Origin of the sequence: Mesorhizobium sp. WSM4898 (genome assembly GCF_029625845.1) — a bacterium.
GTDB lineage: Bacteria > Pseudomonadota > Alphaproteobacteria > Rhizobiales > Rhizobiaceae > Mesorhizobium.
Genome location: NZ_JARTVQ010000001.1, coordinates 93,989 through 112,128 on the forward strand (window position 1 = coordinate 93,989; position 18,140 = coordinate 112,128).

Consider the following 18,140-nt stretch of genomic DNA (forward strand, 5'->3'; position numbering starts at 1 on the left):
CGCCCTTCCTCTACCCCGGCGATCGGGGGAGAGGAAAGAATCTACCTACCGTTCCTCGCGTCGAAACGGCTTCAGCAGCGCCGAAGGCGCGACCGCGTTGCGCGAAATGAAGGCCATGGCGACGATGGTGAAGATGAAGGGCAGCATCAGGAAGGCTTCGTAAGGGATGTGCCCGAGGCCGCTGGCCTGCATCCTGAGCTGCAGCGCGTCGACGAAGGCAAAGAGCAATGCCGCGCCCGCCGAACGCCACGGGTCCCAGCGGCCGAACACCACCAGCGCGATCGCCACCCAGCCGCGCCCCGACACCACGCCGAAGGTGAAGGCGTTGAACTGCGCCATGGTGAGAAAGGCGCCGGCAAGACCCATCAGCGCGCCGCCGAGGATCACGGCCTGGAAGCGCGTGGCGATCACGCTGACGCCGGCGGAATCCGCCGCGCGCGGGTTCTCGCCGACCATGCGCACCGACAGCCCCCAGGGCGTGCGGTAGAGCACGAAGGCGGCAAACGGAACGGCGATGATCGCGAGATAAACCAGCGTGAACTGGTTGAACACCGCCGGCCCCAGGATCGGAATGTCCGACAGCAGGGGGATCGGCGCCGGCTGAAAGCCCTTGATGCTGGGCGGCACCGATTGCTGGCCGAAGATCAGCCGGTAGAGGAAATAGGCGAGCCCAGAGCAGAACAGCGTCACTCCGATGCCGCAGACATGCTGGCTGAGGCCCAAGACCACCGTGAACAGCCCATGCACCGCGCCCATCGCCGCCCCGACAAGCACGGCCACCAGCACGCCCAGCCACAGGCTGCCGCTCAGGCTCGCGGCGGTGAAGCCGGCCATGGCCGCCAACAGCATGATGCCTTCAATGCCGAGATTGAGCACGCCCGCCCGCTCGGAAAACATCTCGCCTAGCGTGGCGAAGGCGAGCGGTGTGGCGATACGGATGATGGCGGCGAGAAAGCCGACCTGAAAAATCTGCTCTAACACCGCGCTCATGCGGACGCCCCCACGCGGCGGATGCGATAGGCGGTGAAGAGCAGCGCCACCAGCATCGCAAGCAGCGCTGTACCCTGGATGACCTCACTGAGGAAGGCCGGCACGCCGGTCGCGCGCGACATCGCCTCGGCGCCGGTCATGACCGCGGCAAGGAAGATCGCGGCCGGCACGACGCCGAGCGGATTGAGCCTGGCGAGCATCGCGACGACGATGCCGGAATAGCCGTAGCCCGGCGAGATGTCGCTCATCACCTGGAAATGGACGCCACCAACCTCGCCGACGCCGGCCAGTCCGGCCAGCGCGCCGGAAAGCAGCGCGGTGGAGAGCAGCACGCGCTGGGTATTGATGCCGCCATAGCGGGCCGCCTCCGCATTCTCGCCGGTGACGCGGATGCGGAAGCCGAGCGTGGTGCGCGCGATCAGGAACCAGCAAACGGGCGCTGCGATCAGCGCCACGACGACGCCGATATGCAGCCTTGTGCCTTCGATCAGCACCGGGAAATTGGCGGAATCCTCGATTGGCGGCGAGATCGGATAACCGGAAAAGGTGTCCTTCCACGGCCCCTCGATCAGCGCCATCAGCGCGTAATAGATGACCGAGTTGAGCAGCAGCGAGCTGACCACGTCGTCGACCTTGAATTTGACGCGCAACGTCGCCGGCACCAGCGCGACGAGGGCGCCGGCCGCCGCGCCGGCCAGCGCCATCAGCAGGATGGCGAGCGGTCCTGGCATCGGGATGGCGCCTACGGCACAACTCGCAACCGCGCCGGCCAGCAGCTGGCCTTCGGCCCCGATGTTCCAGAATTTGGCGCGGAAGGCGATCGCCACCGCAAGGCCGGTGAAGATCATCGGCGCGGCGCGCACCAGCGTCTCGGTGATTGCGTAGCTGTCGCCGAGCGAGGCCGAGAGCATCACGCCATAGGCTTCGATGACACCGGCGCCGGCGACGGCGATGAGACCGCTGCACAAAACCAGCGCGACGGCGATGGCGAGTAGCGGTAGTGCGAGATTGAACCAGGCCGGCGTCGAGCTGCGGACTTCGAGACGGAACATCAGGCGTGCTCCCGAGGCAATTCCATAGCTCTACGCCCTCCCCTCCGCGCCGGTCATCAGCAGCCCAAGCCTCGCGACGGTGGCCTCCGGGCCGGAAAGCGTGCCGGCGATGCGACCCTCATACATCACCGTGATGCGGTCGCAGAGCATCAGCAATTCCTCGAGATCCTCGCCAATCACGATGATCCCGCAACCCTTCGCCCGCATGGCCAGGAATTTTTCGTGGATGAACCGTGCAGCGCCGATGTCGAGGCCGCGCGTCGGCTGCGAAACGATCAGCACCTTCGGGTCGAAGGCGAGCTCGCGCGCCAAAAGCGCCTTCTGCAGATTGCCGCCGGAAAGCGCGCCGGCGCGCGTCATGGGCCCGGGACAGCGTATGTCATAGGCCTTGATCTGCGCTTCGGCGAAGGCGCGGATCGCCACCGGATCGAGCAGCCCCATGCGGCTGAAGGCCTCGGTGCCGATGCGGGGCAGCACCATGGAGTCGGCTAAAGGCAGGTTGGTGACCAGCCCGGTCGTCATCCGGTCTTCCGGGATGCGGCCGAGTCCGAGCGCCTGCAGCGCCCGCGGCGAAAATTGTGCAACTGCTTTGCCGGCTATCGTCATCGAACCGGCACTCGGCGACAGCATGCCGGAGATCACATCAGCCAGCGCCCGCTGGCCATTGCCGGAGACGCCGGCAACGCCGAGGATCTCGCCGGCGCGGACAAAGAGCGAGACCTCGCGCAGCGGCGTGCCGCCATGACCTGAGGTGGAAACGCCGTCGAGCGTCAGCACGGGCGCGCCCGGCGTCGAGACCTCCTTGATCGGCGGCATGATTTCGTGGCCGCACATCAGCTTGGCCATCTCGGCCGAGGTGGTTCCTGCCGGATGATCGACGCGGCCGGCGACCTTGCCATGCCGAAGCACGACGCAACGATGCGTGAGCGCCCTGACTTCGTTGAGCTTGTGCGAGATGAAGATGATGCCGAGCCCTTGCGCCGCCATCGAGCGCAGCGCGGCGAAGAGGCCATCGACCTCGCTGGGCGCCAGCACCGCCGTCGGCTCGTCGAGGATCAGGAGCCTGGCGCCGCGAAACAGCGCCTTGATGATTTCCAGCCGCTGCTGCTCGCCGATCGAGAGCGCCGAGACCGGCAGGCCGGGATCGAGATGTAAGCCATGTTGGCGGCCGATCTCCTTCAGCCGCGCCAGCCCGCCCGTGCGGTCGATGCGGCCGGACTTGCCGGCAATGCCGATCAAGAGGTTTTCCAGCACCGTCAGCCGCGGCGCCAGATGAAAATGCTGATGCACCATGCCGATGCCGGCCGCGAGTGCATCGGCCGAATTGTGGATGGCGACCGGCCTGCCCTCGACCAGGATCTCGCCCGCATCCGGCGCATAAGCGCCGAACAGCACGTTCATGAGCGTCGTCTTGCCGGCGCCGTTCTCGCCGAGCAGGCCAAGGATCTCGCCGGGGGCGACGCTGAGATCTACGCCCTCGTTCGCCTTGACGGCGCCGAAGCTCTTGGTGATGCCGCGCATTTCGATCAGTGGGACGGGCAAGGATGCTCCTAATATCCCTCCCCCTCGAGGGGAGGGTGGCCTGCAGGGCCGGGTGGGGTCGCCCGCGACGCGCTCCATCTTCAGTCGTCAAGGTCGAGCGGTTGAGACGACCCCTCCCGCCTCGCTTCGCTCGGCACCCCTCCCCGCAAGGGGGAGGGCACTGGTCAATCCGACACCGGCGTGTTCTCGTCGACGTCGACGCGGAAATTGCCTTCCAGGATCTCGGCTCTCTTCTTGGCGACCAGGTCCTTGACCTCGGCCGGCAGCGTCTTCTCGAACTTGTGATAGGGGGCGAGATCGGAGCCGCCCTTGGCCATGCGCGAGAAGTCGCCATAGTCCTGCGCGGTGAAGACGCCCGCCTTGACCAGCTTGATCGCCTGCTCGACCGTCGGATACATATTCCATACCGGGCCGGTGATCACCGTGTCGGGTCCGAGGCTCGACTGATCGGACATGTTGGAGATGGCGTAGATCTTCTTTTCGACCGCCGCTTCGATGACGCCGAAACGCTCGGCATAGATGACGTCGACGCCGGCATCGATCTGCGCGATCGCGGCCTCCTTGGCCTTCGGCGGATCGAAGAAGGAGCCGATGAAGGCGACCTTCCGCTTGATGTTTGGATTGACCTCCTTGGCGCCGGCGAAGAAGGCGTTGACCAGGCGGTTCACTTCCGGAATGCCCATTGCCGCGACAGCGCCGATCGTGCCCGACTTCGACATCTTGCCGGCGATCAGCCCGGAGAGATAGGCCGGCTCGTGGATCCAGTTGTCGAAGACGCCGAAATTGGGTTCGGCCGGCCCGGCGCCGGAGCCGAACAGCCAGGCCGTCTTCGGGAACTGTTTTGCCGTGCGCCGCGATTCGCGCTCGGCGGCGAAGGCGTCGCCCAGCACCAACTGGTAGCCGCCTTGCGCATATTCGCGCATCACGCGGCTGAAGTCGGCGGTCTGCACCTTCTCCGACCATTTGTATTCGATGCCCAGCTCCTTCTCGGCCTTCTGCAGGGCGACATGGATCTGGTTGTCCCAGGGCTCCTCGATCGGCGTCGCGAAGATCGCCGCCACCTTCAGCTTCTTGTCCTTGGCGAAGGCCACGCCGGGCAGCGCCGCCGCGGTCAGCCCGAGGGCGCCGAGTTCCAGCACATTGCGCCGCGACAGGCCGGCGCGTTGCGTTTTGCGATGATCGTTTTCCATTGAAATCCCCTCTGCTCGACGACCGTGTCGAGCCGGCCGTTCAAAACATGTCAGACGGGAGGACTATGGAACGACGCCCGACCTTTGTCCACATGGTCAAATTTGGCTGGAGAGACCCCGCAGAGCGACCCCCTCCTCGCGACTTGTCACCGCACAGCCTTCTCGCCACCCGCCGCCGTGATCACCCCGACGATGATCAGCCCGGTCAGCACCAGCCGCACGCCGGCGCTGACGCCGAAGGTGTTGAGCATGGTGAGCAAAAGCACCAGGAACAGGCCGGCGCCCCAGACGCCGGGCACGTTGGCCTTGCCGCCGGCGACCGAGGTGCCGCCGATGACGACGACCGCGATGGAGGCGAGCAGATATTCATTGCCGATATCGACATTGGCGCCGCGGAAATAGCCGGCAAGCAGCGCGCCGTCGATGCCACCCAGCGCGCCGCAAAGCGTGTAGGTGAGGAAGCGGATGCGGCCGACATTGACGCCGGCGAGCCAGGCGGCGCGGATGTTCTGCCCGATCGCCAGCACTGAGCGGCCATAGATCATGCGCTGCAGCGCCAGCGCCGCGGCGATGGTGAAGACCACCGTCAGTATCGCCAGCACCGGGATCCCCAGCACCTGCCAGTTGGTGAAATCGGCAAAGCCAGGCGGCGGCTTGATCTGCAGGCCGCGCCCGTAGCTGATGTCGACCGACTGGATGATGAAGCTCGCCGACAGCGTCGCGATGATCGGCGGAATCCTGAGCGCCCAGATCAGCAGATAGTTGATGGCGCCGATCGCCGCGCCGCAGGCGAGCGCCGCCAACAGCCCGACGACGATCATCGAATCGCTGCCGCCCATAACCTTCATCGCCACCGCGCTCGCCAGTCCGATATTGGCGGGCAGCGACAGGTCGACATTGCCGGGGCCGAGCGTGATGACGAACATCTGGCCGACGCCGACGATGACGGTGAAGACGGCAAGCGAAAGTGCCGCCGTGACCATGCCGCCGGCGCCATAGCCGCCGGTGAAGGCGACGGTTGCCACCCACACGAGAACGGCGCCGACGAAGGACCAGAGCCAGGGTTTTTCAAGCAGCATCCGGACCGAGGTCATCGTTCACCTCTCCCTGCGGCTGATCAGCACCCGGGCCGCCAGCACGATGATCAGGATCGCGCCATTGGCGGCCACTTGCCAATCGGGCGGGATGTGCATGAAGGTCAAGAGCGGCGAGGCGGCCAAAGCCAGCGTCAGCGCGCCGATGACCGCGCCGATCGGCGACACCCGGCCGCCGACGAACTCGCCGCCGCCAAGGATGACGCCGGCAATCGAAAGCAGCGTGTAACCGTTGCCGATATTGGCGTCGGCCGAAGTGGTGATGCCGATCAGCGCCATGCCGGAAAGCACGCCGAACAGGCCGGTCAACGCGAAGAGCACGATCTTTGTCTTGAGCAGCGACCAGCCGGCGCGCCTGAGCGCCGCGGCATTGCCGCCGGAACCGCGCAGGATGACGCCATATGAAGTGCGCATCAGGCCAAAATGCACGATCGCCGCGATGAGCAATGCCGCCAGTATAGGGAACGGGATATAGGGCGGCTTGAAAGACATGATCGCCAGCAGCCAGTCCGGAGCCTTGCCGCCCGGCTTCGGCAGGATGAGGATAGCCAGCCCCTGCCAGACGAAGCTCATGCCGAGCGTCACCACGATCGAGGGCAGGTTGCGCAGATGGATCAGAGCGCCGAGCAGCGCGTAGACGCCGATTGAACCGAGCAGCACAGCGACACCGATGAACGGCGCATCCCTGAGCCAGGTGGCGGTGACGCAGCCGACAAAGCCGACGAAAGTGCCGATCGAGAGATCGAGCTCATTGCCGGCGATGACGAACATCTGCGCGATCGTCGCCAGCGCGATCGGGATCGCCAGGTTCAGCATTAGATTGAAGCCGAAATAGCTGATGGCGCGCGGATTGAGCCAGGCGATGGCCATCAGCACCAGCGCCAGCGACAGCGCCGGCAGCAGGCTGCGCAGCGTGCGTGCGCGGGCCGCGCTGCCGCGCGAGGATTTGGGGACCGTGCCGGGAGCGATCGCCGTCATCTCAGGCCGTGTCGCCGAACGAGGACTGGATGATCTTCTCCTCCGTCAGTTCGTCGCGCCCAAGATTGGCGACGATGCGGCCGTTCTTGAAGACATAGACATGGTCGCAATTGTCGAGCTCTTCGGTTTCGGTCGTGTACCAGAGGAAGGTGCGGCCCTTTCCGGCCTCCTCGCGCACGAGGTCGTAGACTTCGAGCTTGGTGCCGATGTCGACGCCGCGCATCGGATCGTCCATCAGCACGATCTCGGCATCGGAGCCGAGCGCGCGCGCAAACAGCGCCTTCTGCTGATTGCCGCCCGACAGCGAATAGATGTTGTTGTTCATGTCCGGCGTGCGGATGCCGATCTTCTTCTTCCAGAATTCGGCCAGCTCCGCCTCGCGCTGCGGCGAGATCAGCAGGCCGTCGCGCAGGCGCTGAAGCGAGCGGATGCCGATGTTCTGGGCGATCGACCATTGGGCGAAGATGCCGTCCGCCTGGCGGTCGCCGGCGACCAGCGCCACCGGCGCCGTCACTTCGATGCCGGCCCTGGCGCGCGAGGCGGCCGAGAAGATCGCGAGCAGCAGGCCCGTCTGGCCATGCCCCGCGAGTCCGGCAAGGCCGATGATCTCGCCCGCCCGGGCGACAAGCTCCTTGCCATCCTGCTGCCGCGCCGGGCGCGCCCGCACCCTGAGAGCCCCAACCGCGACCTTGCGGGTCTCGGCGGCGGCCTTCTGATGTTCCCCGGCGCCGCCCATCGCGGCGACCAGCTTGTCCCGGTCGAACGCGCTTGCGGCGTCGGCGGCGACCACCTTGCCGTCGCGCATCACCACGATGCGGTCGGCATTCTGCAGCACCTCGCCCAGCACATGGGAGATCAGGATGCAGCTGCCGCCCGCGGCGACGAAGCGGCGCACGAATGAAAGCAGCTGGCCGGCCGTGTGCGCATCGAGCGACGAGGTCGGCTCGTCGAGGATGACCAGATGCAGCGGCTCGCGGGTCAGCGTGAAGGCGCGCGCCACCTCGACCATCTGGCGGCGTCCGATCGACAGATCGCCGGCAATGTCGTCCGCCGCGATGCCGTGGTCGGGAAAGATCTCGTCGAGCTTGGCCTGGATGAGATCGGCGGCCTTGCGCCGCCAGCCGAGCCCGCTGAGCGAGGGATGGTTGATGCGCGTGTTCTCGGCGACGCTGAGGTTTGGGCAGAGCGACAGCTCCTGGAACACGCAGCGTATGCCGAGCTCGAGCGCGCGCGCCACGGAATAGCTCGCTTCCTGGTTGCCACGCACCGCGATCTGCCCGCCATCGGGCCGCAGCGTGCCCGCAACCATATGCATCAGCGTCGACTTGCCGGCGCCGTTGTGCCCGACCAGCCCGACGCATTCGCCGGCGCCGACATGGAAGTCGACGCCGTTGAGCGCGCGGACGGCGCCGAAGTGCTTTTCGGCGCCGTCCAGCCTGACGATGTCTGCAATAGCCTGGAGCATCCTCAACGATATCCGGTCGGCGATGCGGCTGGCAATGTCGCGCCGCTATTGCTTGATGTTGGCCTTGATGGCCGCGATCGCGTCTTCCTGGGTGTATTCGTGGGTAGCGACGCCGCCTTCCTTGATCTTCGGCAGCGCGGCCTCGAAATTGTCCTGGGTGAAGGCGAGATACGGCACCAGCAGATCGTGCGGCACGTCCTTGCGGCCGTCGAGCACCTGCTGCGCTACCCAGAAGGCGAGCGTCGACACGCCGGGCGCGATCGAGGCCGACCAGGTCTGGTAGCCGTCCTTGTCCTTCTGCTCCTTCCACCACTTCAGCTCGTCCTGACGGTTGCCCATGATGATGGTCGGACGCGGCTTGCCGGCGGCGGCGAACGCTTGCGCGGCGCCGTAGCCGTCGCCGCCCTGGTCGACGACGCCGACGATCTCCGGCAGCGACGGCAGGATGGTCGCCACCGCCTTCTGCGCCGTGGTCTGGTCCCAGTCGCCGGTCACGGAGCCGACGATCTTGAACTCGGGATGGGCGGCGACGCCTTCGAGGATACCGGCATGGATGGCATCGTCGATCGAGGTGCCTGCCAGCCCGCGGATTTCCAGCAAATTGCCGCCCTTCGGCTGGAACTTGGCCATCTGCTCGACTTCCTGCCTACCCATGTCCTTGAAGTCGACGACGACGCGGTAGGCGCAAGGCTCGGTCACGATGCCGTCGAAGGAAACGACGACGATGCCGGCGTCGCAGGCCTGCTTGATGGCGCCGTTCAGCGCATCCGGCGAGGCGGCGTTGATGACGATGGCGTCATAGCCCTGCAGGATCAGGTTCTGCACCTGCGCGGCTTGCGTCGGCACTTCCTTGTCGGCGGTGGTGAAGACATCCGCCGCCGCCACGACCTTGTCCTCGACCGCTTTCTTGGTGACGATGGCGTAGCTGTCGAGCATCGCCTGGCGCCACGAATTGCCGGCATAATTGTTGGAGAAGGCGATCTTCTTGCCGCTCGTGTCGGCAAGCGCGGTGCCCGAGGCGAGCATGGCTGCAAAGGCGCTCAAGACCAGTAGTTTCTTCATGTCATTATCCTCCCAGATGTGTTGACTGCTGCACTTCCCACCGGCCCCTGCGGGCCGGCTATCCGATCTGAGCGCGAACGGTCCCGCTCAAAACAGCCTCAATCCCGGCACCCGTACCCTCAGCCGGTAGAGCGACGTCGACGCGGCGATGTAGAGGCTCCGCAGGTCCTCGTCGCCGAAGGTGAAATTGGCACAATCTTCCGGCGTCGCGATGACGCCGAGGAGATCGCCCGACGCGTCAAAGACATGGATGCCGCCCGGGCCGGTGCAATAGAGGTTGCCGCGGCTGTCGATCTTCATCCCATCCGGCGCGCCTGGCGCATCGCCCTCGGTCACAGCCCATACGGCGCCGCCATTGAGGTCACCATTGGATTCGACGCCGAACACACGGATGTGGCCACGCGTGGTATCGTTGACGAAGAGCCGCGATTCATCGAGCGAGAAGCAGAGCCCGTTGGGCTGCGCGAAATCGTCGGCAAGCAACGTCAGCCCGGCGCCGTCGCCGTCGATCCGGTAGACACCCTGGTAGGACAGTTCCTGCGGCCTCGGCACGCCGTAAAATTCCGCTCGGCCGTAGGTCGGATCGGTGAAATAGATCGAGCCTCCAGTAGCAACGACAATGTCGTTCGGGCTGTTGAGCTGCTTGCCCTGGTAATGCGTGGCGAGAACGGTCGTGGTGCCGCCCGGCTCGGCGCGGGTAACGCGGCTGCTGGCGTGCTCGCAGGTCACCAGCCGCCCCTGCCGGTCGAGCGTGTTGCCGTTGGCCATGTGGCTCGGGTCGCGGAACGCCGCGATTTCGCCGGAAGCGCTGCGCCGGTACATGCGGCTTTGCGGAATATCGGAAAAGACCAGCCATTTCTCATAGGGATGCCACACCGGACCTTCGATGAAGCCGTAGCCGGTGGCGAGCCGCTCCATCGCCGCATTGCCGACGACGTCATCAAAGCCGGAATGACGGGCGCGCGCCGGGATCGACATCACGGGCTCTTGGGTTCCCGCACCGGCTTGCCGGCGACGAACCAGTCGCTGCCCGGCACGTCCTCGATCACCACCCAGATCGCGTCCATGGGCAGTCCGGCGACCTCGCTGATCGCCTCGGTGACCCGGCGAGAGATCTCGTTCTTGCGCTTTTGCGAATGACCCTCGAGTATCCGTATGCTGACGAACGGCATGAGCGCTTCCCCGGGATTTTTGTTTTTGTAGGACAAAAGCTAGTCGGGACGCGGACCGGGCGATAGCGGTCTAAGCGCAGCACCGACTGTGGTTTTGCACAGTCGGCACCGGCATCCACGGCTGCAGACAGGAGAACCATGGATGGCAGAGAGATGCGGCAGGCCGATCGTGCGGATTGCGGAACTGGAGATCGAGGCATCCCAGCTCGAAAGCTTCAGGGCCTTGCTCGCCGAAGAGATCGAGGCCTCGGTGCAGAACGAGCCTGGCGTGTTGTTCCTGCACGCGGTCTCGATAAAGGGTTCGCCCGAAACGGTGCGCGTCATCGAATGCTATGTCGATCATTCCGCATACCAAGCTCACCTGACCGCGCCGCACTTTCTCAAATACAAGGCGCGGACGGCTGATATGGTCAGGTCGCTTCGATTGATCGAGACCGAGCCGATCGTTCTGAGGGCCAAGAGCAATCAGCATTCAAGCTGAGCCTGTTCGCCCATCGCGGGGCTTACTGCTCCTGCAACGGCGTTGCCTGCGCGAGCCAGGCGTCGAGTTGCTCCTGCTCGCGCCGCAGCGCATCGATGTTGATCAGGCCTCGGGCCATGGCCAGATAGATCGCGCGGGTGCGCGAATTGAACACCGACGCCTCGCCAGCACCCTCCTCCGGCGGCACTATTCCGAGCTTCTCGTAGACATGCTTGATGCGGCTCTGCGCGCCGCGGATCGACAGGCCGCGCCGCGCCGCGATCGCTCGGTCGGTGAGGCCGAGCGCGATGTCGATCAGGCTTTCATATTCGCCGTCGGTGATGCCCTCGAACCGGTCCTGGACGCGGTGCTGGATGCCGCGGATCTCGCGGTCGATGATGCAATGCCCCTCGCGGAACACGCCGCGCAGCGCCGAGCGCATGCCTTCTTCCGTCGCCGATTTCAGCACATAGCCATAGACCGATCCCGGCGGCACGATGCGGGCCACGCCGCGCACATAGGCCTCGTCGGCGAAGTTCGACCAGAACAGGATATGCGTGCCGGCGCGCTGGCTCCAGATGGCGCGCGCCACCTCGATCCCGGTCGCCTTGGGCAGTTGCAAGTCGAGCACGACATGCGGCGGCTGCCGTTCCGCCGCAAGATTTATGGCGTCCTCGCCGTCGCCGGCTTCGATCACCTCGACATCGCCGGGCCACAATTGCTCGACGGTCCGCCGCGCGAAGGTGCGATGCAGCCCGTCATTTTCGGCGATCATGACCAGCATCAGACTGCCTCCGCCACCGGCTGAGCTTCGGTTATCGCGGTGCCGCACGCCGCCGCCTCGGCCTCGGCGGACTCGCGATCGATCTCGATCACGACCCTGGTGCCGCCCTTGCGGTCGGCCGGCTCGAAACGCAGCCGCGCCCCGACAAGGGCCGCTCGCGTGTGCATGTGGCCGATGCCGCCTTGAGCGGCGGGATCGATCGCGCCGCAGCCATGCCCGTCGTCGGTGACGGTCACGTTGAATGTGGTTGCCGTCGACGCCAGCTGCACCTCGATGCGGCTTGGCGCGGCATGACGGACCGCATTGTTGATGGCTTCCTGCACGATGCGATAGAGCGCGGTGCGAAGCGTTTCCGACAGGCCGTCGGCGCTGCCGTCGCTGGTGTCGGCGATGCGCACCGCGATCGGCGGCTTGGCCCTGGCAACGCTGCGGTTGAGATGTGCCTCGACCGCGTCGCGCAGCCCGAACAGTTCCAGGACGCTCGGCCGCATGTCGTCGACGATGTGGCGCAGCTCCGCCAGGCAGCCCGCCACCTCCTGCTCGAGATCGGCAAGCTGGGCCGTCCGCGCCACGCCCCGGCTGCGGAAAGCTGAAACCTGTCGTGCTATGCGGGCCAGGTCGGCGAGCGTCTGGTCGTGCAGGTCCATGGCCATGCGGCGCCGCTCGCGCTCCATGCCCTCGGTCAGTTGCGAGGCGCCGACTCTCAGCAGTTCCGCCCGGTTGCGCGCCTCGCTTTCGGCGAGCATGGCGCGGCGCGCTTCCTCTGTCTGGATCAGCGCGAACATATAGGGCCCGATGAGGTCGGCGCATTGCTGAGCGACCTCGACGTCCTCTTGCGAGTAGCAGCCGGCCTTGTGCCGGCTGATGTTGAGCGCGCCGATCACGCTGCCGCGTGCCCGCAGCGGCACGATGATGCGGCTGCGCAGCTTGGCGGCGAAGATCGGTCCGTCGAACGCTCCCTCGAAGTGGAATCGGTCGTCGAGAAGCGCGTTGTCGGTCAGAAGATAAGGCGTGTCGCCCCACAGCACGCGCCGGATCGGGCTGCCCTCGACCGGATGCTGCGCCAGATCGCTCCAGCTGGTATGGAAGCCGGCCTCGTAGCAGGCATGCATGCGCCCATCGAGCGACAACACCGCCAGATCGATATGGTCGTGCGGGATGAGCGTGCCGATTTCGATCGCTGTCGCCCGGAACGCTGAGCCCGGATCGATATGGCCGGCGAGCGCCCGCGAGATCGCGAGCAGCCGATCGATCAGCTGGGGAGATACCTCCGACATGTCTCCTCCCTGTCCCCCTGATGAATGCCGTGGAACGACAGCCAAGCTGCGCCGCGCGGCCTCGATCCTGTTTCCGCAGTTCCTCCCTGCCCGAGAAATAGTGAGCGCTTGACGGCGCCGCTGTCAACGATGGGTCAAGCGACCCGAGCCCGATCAACTTCGGGTGCGGCGATTGAAAAGCCGCCGGCTCCTGGTCTAGGAACGGCCGCAGGAGGCCAATTGATGGCAGTGACGCCGACCGTTGCTCAGGGCGCCCCGGGAATTCCCGCGCGCTGGACGTCAAGCGCCAAGAGCGGCGTCGGCACCGGGCTTTCAGCGAACAGCCTGCTTTGGTTCACCATCAGTCACGGCATATTGAACGAGGTCTATTATCCCCGCCTCGACAGCGCCTGCACGCGCGACCTGGGGCTGATCATTACCGGTCCCGATGGCTATTTCTCGGAAGAGAAACGCGATGCCGCCCATCTTGTCGAGCCATTCGAAGCCGGCGTCCCCGGCTATCGCCTGGTCAACACGGCGGTCAATGGCTCCTATCGGATTGAAAAGCGCATTGTTACGGATTCGAAACGGCCCGTTCTGCTGCAGGAAATTACATTCGCGGCGCTCAAAGGCTCAGCCTCGGACTACCAGGTCTACGCGCTGCTCGCGCCGCATCTCGTCAATCGCGGCATGGGCAACACCGCCTGGCTCGGCGAGCACAAGGGGCAGCGTATCCTCTTTGCGTCAGGCCGCGGCGTCTCGCTCGCGCTTGCCGCCTCGCTGCCCTGTGGCGCCTGCTCGGCCGGCTATGTCGGTTTCTCCGACGGCTGGCAGCAGCTGCGAAATAGCGGCGCGCTCGATCCTGCCGCTGAGCGCGCGGAGGATGGCAATGTGGCGCTGACCGGCGAGATCGGCTTCTCGACAGGCAAGGGCACCGCATTGCTGGCGCTCGGCTTCGGCGCCTCGCCGGAAGAGGCGGCTGAAGCCGCGCTGGCCAGCCTGAAGGACGGTTTCGATGCGGCCGCCGAAACCTATGCCGCCAGCTGGCGGAAATTTCAGTCCGGCCTGGAGACGCTCGACAGGCAAGCCGCCTCCGGCCTGAATACCTACCGCGTCAGTACCGCGGTGCTTGCCTCGCATCTGTCGATCGCCAGGCCTGGAGCCGCAGTCGCCAGTCTTTCGATCCCCTGGGGCTTCAACAAGGGCGACGACGATCTCGGCGGCTACCATCTGGTCTGGCCGCGCGACCTGGTCGAAACGGCGGGGGGCTTCCTTGCAGCCGGCGACGCCTGGCAGGCGCTCGATATTCTCACCTATCTCCGCTCGATCCAACAGCCGGACGGTCATTGGCCGCAGAACTGCTGGGCGAGCGGCACGCCCTACTGGCCTGGCATTCAGATGGACGAATGCGCCTTTCCGCTGCTGCTTGCCGACGCGCTCCGCCGCGCGGGTCATCTGCCGCGCGCGAAGCTCGACGACTTCCTAGCCATGATCGAAAGCGCGGCTTCCTATGTGGTGCGCAACGGCCCGGTCACCGGCGAGGACCGCTGGGAAGAGGACGCCGGCTACAGCCCGTTCACGCTCGCCGTCGAGATCGCGGCGCTGCTTGCGGCGGCTGACATGCTGGATGCTTGCGACAAAAAAGAGCCGGCAAACTATCTGCGCGAGACGGCCGATTGCTGGAACGACCAGATCGAGCGCTGGACCTATGTCACCGGCACCGAACTCTGCGCCAGGGAGGGCGTCGACGGCTACTATGTCCGCATCGCACCGCCCGACCGTGCTGGCGCCGCTTCGCCGAAGGACGGTTTCGTGCCGATCAAGAACCGCCCGCCCGGCGATAGCCATCGGCCGGCCGAGGCCATCATAAGTCCCGACGCGCTGGCGCTGGTCCGCTTCGGACTGAGAGCCGCCGACGATGCGCGCATCGTGAACACGGTCAAAGCCATCGACGCGCTTCTGCGCTGCGAGTTGCCGCAGGGCCCGCTCTGGTACCGCTATACCGGCGACGGCTATGGCGAGCATGAGGATGGCTCGCCCTTCGATGGCATCGGCCGGGGCCGGCCCTGGCCGCTGCTCGCCGGCGAGCGCGCGCATCACGAGTTGGCCGCGGGGCGACCCGGCAAAGCGGCCGAGCTGCTCGAGACCTTCGAGCGCTCTGCCGGTGCAGGCGGCCTGCTGCCGGAGCAGGTGTGGGACAGACCCGACCTGCCGGAGCGCGAATTGCGGCTCGGCGCGCCATCGGGCAGCGCCATGCCGCTGGTCTGGGCGCATGCCGAGCACATCAAGCTGCTGCGCTCGCTGCGCGACGGCAAGGTCTTCGACATGCCGCCGCAGGGCGTCGAGCGCTACATCAAGCGCAAGACCGTGTCGCCGTTCAGGACATGGCGCTTCAACAACAAGATCCGCTCGCTTCCCGCCGGCAAGCTCCTGCGCGTGGAACTTGCGACGCGCGGCGTGGTTCACTGGAGTAGCGACAAATGGCTGACGGTGCGCGACGACAACACGGTGGAGAACGCCTTCGGCGTCCACCTGGTTGACCTGGATGTCGCCGGCCTGCAGCCGGGATCGACGGTCGTCTTCACATTTTTCTGGCCCGAAGCGAGCCGTTGGGAGAATGTCGACTTCACCGTCGGCATCGATCCTTCGGATAGCCAGTAAGGTTCTTTCCTCAAGCTATTAGGATAACACCATGCAGATCGGAATGATGGGACTGGGCAGGATGGGCGCCAACATGGTGCGCCGCCTGATGCGCGACGGCCACGAATGCGTCGTCTACGACATCAATTCGGCAAGTGTCGCCGGCATGGTCAAGGACGGCGCCATCGGCGCCGCCTCGCTGGAGGAGTTCGTCGCCAAGCTCGCCAAGCCGCGCTGCGCCTGGCTGATGCTGCCGGCGGCGATCACCGGCAGGATCGTCGACCAGGTTGCGGCGCTGATGGAGCCGGGCGATATCATCATCGACGGCGGCAATTCCTATTATCACGACGCCGTCGACCAGGCCGCGAAGCTGGCGACCAAGGGCATCAATTTCGTCGATGTCGGCACCAGCGGCGGCGTCTGGGGGCTGGAGCGCGGCTACTGCCTGATGATCGGCGGCCCCGACGACGCCGTGAAGCACCTGGATTCGGTCTTCGCCACGCTGGCGCCGGGCGCCGACCCGGGCTCCAATCCGCCGAAGGACGCAGGAACCGCGCCTTACGGCTATCTGCATTGCGGGCCGAGCGGCGCCGGCCATTTCGTCAAGATGGTTCATAACGGCATCGAATACGGCGTCATGGCCGCTTACGCCGAGGGCATCAACATCCTGAAATCGGCCAATGCCGGCAAGCGCGCCCGCACGGCGGACGCCGAAACCAGCCCGCTCGAAAGCCCGCAATACTATCAGTTCGACATCGACCTGCCCGCCGTGGCCGAAGTCTGGCGCCACGGCAGCGTCATCGGCTCCTGGCTGCTCGATCTCACCGCCGGCGCGCTGAAGAACGATCCGTCGCTCGCCCAGTTCGGCGGCCGCGTCTCCGATTCCGGCGAAGGCCGCTGGACCTTGAAGGCCGCGATCGACACCGGCGTTCCGGCGCCGGTGCTCTCCTCGGCGCTGTTCGACCGCTTCTCCTCGCAAGGCGAATCCGCCTTCGCCGACAAGCTCTTGTCCGCCATGCGCTACGCTTTCGGCGGCCATGTCGAAAAGCCGAAGGCGTGAGAGCGGGAGTGACGGGATGAGCCAGGAGAGGTCCGACACGCTGGTGCTTTTCGGGGCAACCGGCGATCTTGCGCACAAGAAGATATTTCCGGCGCTCTATCACATGGTCGCCAAGGGAACGCTGAGCGAGCCGGTGATCGGCGTCGCTTTCGATCCTTGGGATCTTGGCAAGCTGGTGGACCGTGCCCGCGACGGCATCGTCAATGCGCTGGGCGCCGTCGACGACACGGTGTTCGCCAAGCTCGCCTCGCTGCTGCGCTATGTCAGCGGCGACTATCGCGACCCGGTGACATTCGAGAGATTGAAGACGGCGCTCGGCTCGGCGCAGCGGCCGCTGCATTACATGGCAGTGCCGCCCACCATGTTCGAAACCGTCGTCCAGGGGCTCGAACAATCCGGCACCGCGCGGGGCGCCAGATTGATGGTCGAAAAGCCTTTCGGCCACGATTTGCAGTCGGCCCGCTGGCTGAACCGCGTGTTGCACCTGGTGTTCGACGAACAGTCCATCTTCCGCATCGACCACTATCTCGGCAAGGAAGCGATCCAGAACCTGCTCTATTTCCGTTTCGCCAACGCTTTCCTCGAGCCGATCTGGAACCGCAACTTCGTCGAGAGCGTGCAGATAACCATGGCCGAGGATTTTGGCATCGAAGGCCGCGGCAAATTCTATGACGACGTCGGCTGCATCCGCGACGTCATCGAGAACCATCTGCTCAACATCCTGCTGTTGCTCGCCATGGAGCCGCCGGTCGGCCGCTCTGCCGACGATTTGATCGACGAGAAGGTTCAGGTGCTGCGCGCCATCCGAACGCTTACCAAGGACGATGTCGTGCGCGGCCAGTTCGACGGCTATCTGGCCGAACCGGGCGTGCGGCCGAACTCGCCGGTCGAGACCTTCGCCGCCGTACGCTTCTTCGTCGACACCTGGCGCTGGCAGGACGTGCCCTTCTTCATCCGCGCCGGCAAGAACATGCCGGTGCATGCGACAGAAGTGATCGTGCGGCTGAAGCGTCCGCCGCTCGACGTGTTCGATCCGATCAAGCCGGGCGACGCCAACTATGTCCGTTTCCGTATCGATCCGCAGGTGGCGATCTCGATCGGCGCCCAGCGCAAGGTAGCCGGCGACGACATGATCGGCGAGCAGGTGGAACTGACCGCGCTCGACGACACCAAGGGCGACATGCCGCCCTATGAGCGGCTGATCGGCGACGCGATGAACGGCAACGGCCAGCTCTTCACGCGCCAGGACGCGGCCGAGCTTGCATGGCGGATCGTCGGACCGGTGCTTGGCGACACCACGCCGCCTCCGATTTACGCGCCGAAGACCTGGGGGCCGGCCGACGCCATGAACGGCTTCGGCCCGCCCAACGGCTGGATCAATCCGACGAAATAGCT

16 protein-coding genes are annotated in these 18,140 nt (G+C 65.7%); 4 read left to right on the forward strand and 12 right to left on the reverse strand.

Annotated elements, in window-relative coordinates; translation table 11 throughout:
- Positions 1-45: 45 nt before the first annotated feature.
- The 10 genes from P9228_RS00440 to P9228_RS00485 all read right to left on the reverse strand — a co-directional run bounded on the left by P9228_RS00440 (position 46) and on the right by P9228_RS00485 (position 10,545).
- Complete coding sequence (locus P9228_RS00440) at positions 46-990, reverse strand: ABC transporter permease (RefSeq protein WP_127241718.1); 945 nt, start codon at positions 988-990, stop codon at positions 46-48.
- A complete protein-coding gene (locus tag P9228_RS00445; RefSeq protein WP_095799675.1) occupies positions 987-2,042 on the reverse strand; it encodes an ABC transporter permease in 1,056 nt (351 codons plus the stop codon). The genes P9228_RS00440 and P9228_RS00445 overlap by 4 nt, the downstream gene beginning before the upstream one ends.
- A gap of 30 nt (positions 2,043-2,072) precedes the next feature.
- Complete coding sequence (locus P9228_RS00450; protein ID WP_127247316.1) at positions 2,073-3,584, reverse strand: ABC transporter ATP-binding protein; 1,512 nt, start codon at positions 3,582-3,584, stop codon at positions 2,073-2,075.
- A gap of 164 nt (positions 3,585-3,748) precedes the next feature.
- Positions 3,749-4,774, reverse strand: a complete 1,026-nt coding sequence (locus P9228_RS00455) for a BMP family protein (protein ID WP_067323051.1) — start codon at positions 4,772-4,774, stop codon at positions 3,749-3,751.
- Positions 4,775-4,920: 146 nt separating this feature from the next.
- On the reverse strand, positions 4,921-5,868 hold the full coding sequence (locus P9228_RS00460) for an ABC transporter permease (protein ID WP_095779808.1): 948 nt from the start codon (positions 5,866-5,868) through the stop codon (positions 4,921-4,923).
- Positions 5,869-5,871: 3 nt separating this feature from the next.
- Positions 5,872-6,846, reverse strand: coding sequence for an ABC transporter permease (locus P9228_RS00465; protein WP_127247317.1), 975 nt, complete (start codon positions 6,844-6,846; stop codon positions 5,872-5,874).
- A gap of 1 nt (position 6,847) precedes the next feature.
- The gene (locus P9228_RS00470) at positions 6,848-8,311 is read right to left on the reverse strand and encodes a sugar ABC transporter ATP-binding protein (protein WP_278051698.1); all 1,464 of its coding nucleotides are present in this window, start codon (positions 8,309-8,311) and stop codon (positions 6,848-6,850) included.
- Positions 8,312-8,356: 45 nt separating this feature from the next.
- A complete protein-coding gene (locus P9228_RS00475) occupies positions 8,357-9,373 on the reverse strand; it encodes an ABC transporter substrate-binding protein (protein ID WP_066998252.1) in 1,017 nt (338 codons plus the stop codon).
- Positions 9,374-9,460: 87 nt separating this feature from the next.
- On the reverse strand, positions 9,461-10,351 hold the full coding sequence (locus P9228_RS00480; RefSeq protein WP_095826272.1) for an SMP-30/gluconolactonase/LRE family protein: 891 nt from the start codon (positions 10,349-10,351) through the stop codon (positions 9,461-9,463).
- Complete coding sequence (locus P9228_RS00485) at positions 10,351-10,545, reverse strand: 4-oxalocrotonate tautomerase family protein (protein WP_067323038.1); 195 nt, start codon at positions 10,543-10,545, stop codon at positions 10,351-10,353. Before P9228_RS00485 ends, P9228_RS00480 begins: the two co-directional genes overlap by 1 nt.
- A gap of 142 nt (positions 10,546-10,687) precedes the next feature.
- Between P9228_RS00485 and P9228_RS00490 the strand changes: the two genes are divergently transcribed.
- Positions 10,688-11,026 (forward strand): putative quinol monooxygenase, encoded by a 339-nt coding sequence (locus P9228_RS00490; protein WP_095826251.1) that lies wholly within the window; start codon positions 10,688-10,690, stop codon positions 11,024-11,026.
- 22 nt (positions 11,027-11,048) lie between these two features.
- Here the strand turns inward: P9228_RS00490 and P9228_RS00495 are convergent, their stop codons facing one another.
- Both P9228_RS00495 and P9228_RS00500 read right to left on the reverse strand, forming a co-directional pair.
- The gene (locus P9228_RS00495) at positions 11,049-11,789 is read right to left on the reverse strand and encodes a response regulator transcription factor (protein WP_066998258.1); all 741 of its coding nucleotides are present in this window, start codon (positions 11,787-11,789) and stop codon (positions 11,049-11,051) included.
- The gene (locus P9228_RS00500; RefSeq protein ID WP_095826252.1) at positions 11,789-13,066 is read right to left on the reverse strand and encodes a GAF domain-containing protein; all 1,278 of its coding nucleotides are present in this window, start codon (positions 13,064-13,066) and stop codon (positions 11,789-11,791) included. The genes P9228_RS00495 and P9228_RS00500 overlap by 1 nt, the downstream gene beginning before the upstream one ends.
- Positions 13,067-13,288: 222 nt before the next feature.
- On the opposite strand from P9228_RS00500, the gene P9228_RS00505 reads away from it, so the two are divergent.
- Genes P9228_RS00505 through zwf form a run of 3 tightly spaced genes read left to right on the forward strand, consistent with a single transcriptional unit; the run spans position 13,289 to position 18,138 of the window.
- Complete coding sequence (locus P9228_RS00505; protein WP_278051699.1) at positions 13,289-15,706, forward strand: glucan 1,4-alpha-glucosidase; 2,418 nt, start codon at positions 13,289-13,291, stop codon at positions 15,704-15,706.
- Positions 15,707-15,737: 31 nt separating this feature from the next.
- A complete protein-coding gene (gene gnd, locus P9228_RS00510; RefSeq protein ID WP_095779804.1) occupies positions 15,738-16,745 on the forward strand; it encodes a phosphogluconate dehydrogenase (NAD(+)-dependent, decarboxylating) in 1,008 nt (335 codons plus the stop codon).
- Between the two features lie 16 nt (positions 16,746-16,761).
- Positions 16,762-18,138: a glucose-6-phosphate dehydrogenase gene (gene zwf / locus P9228_RS00515; RefSeq protein ID WP_278051700.1), complete on the forward strand. Its 1,377-nt coding sequence runs from the start codon at positions 16,762-16,764 to the stop codon at positions 18,136-18,138.
- The last annotated feature ends 2 nt before the right edge of the window (positions 18,139-18,140 follow it).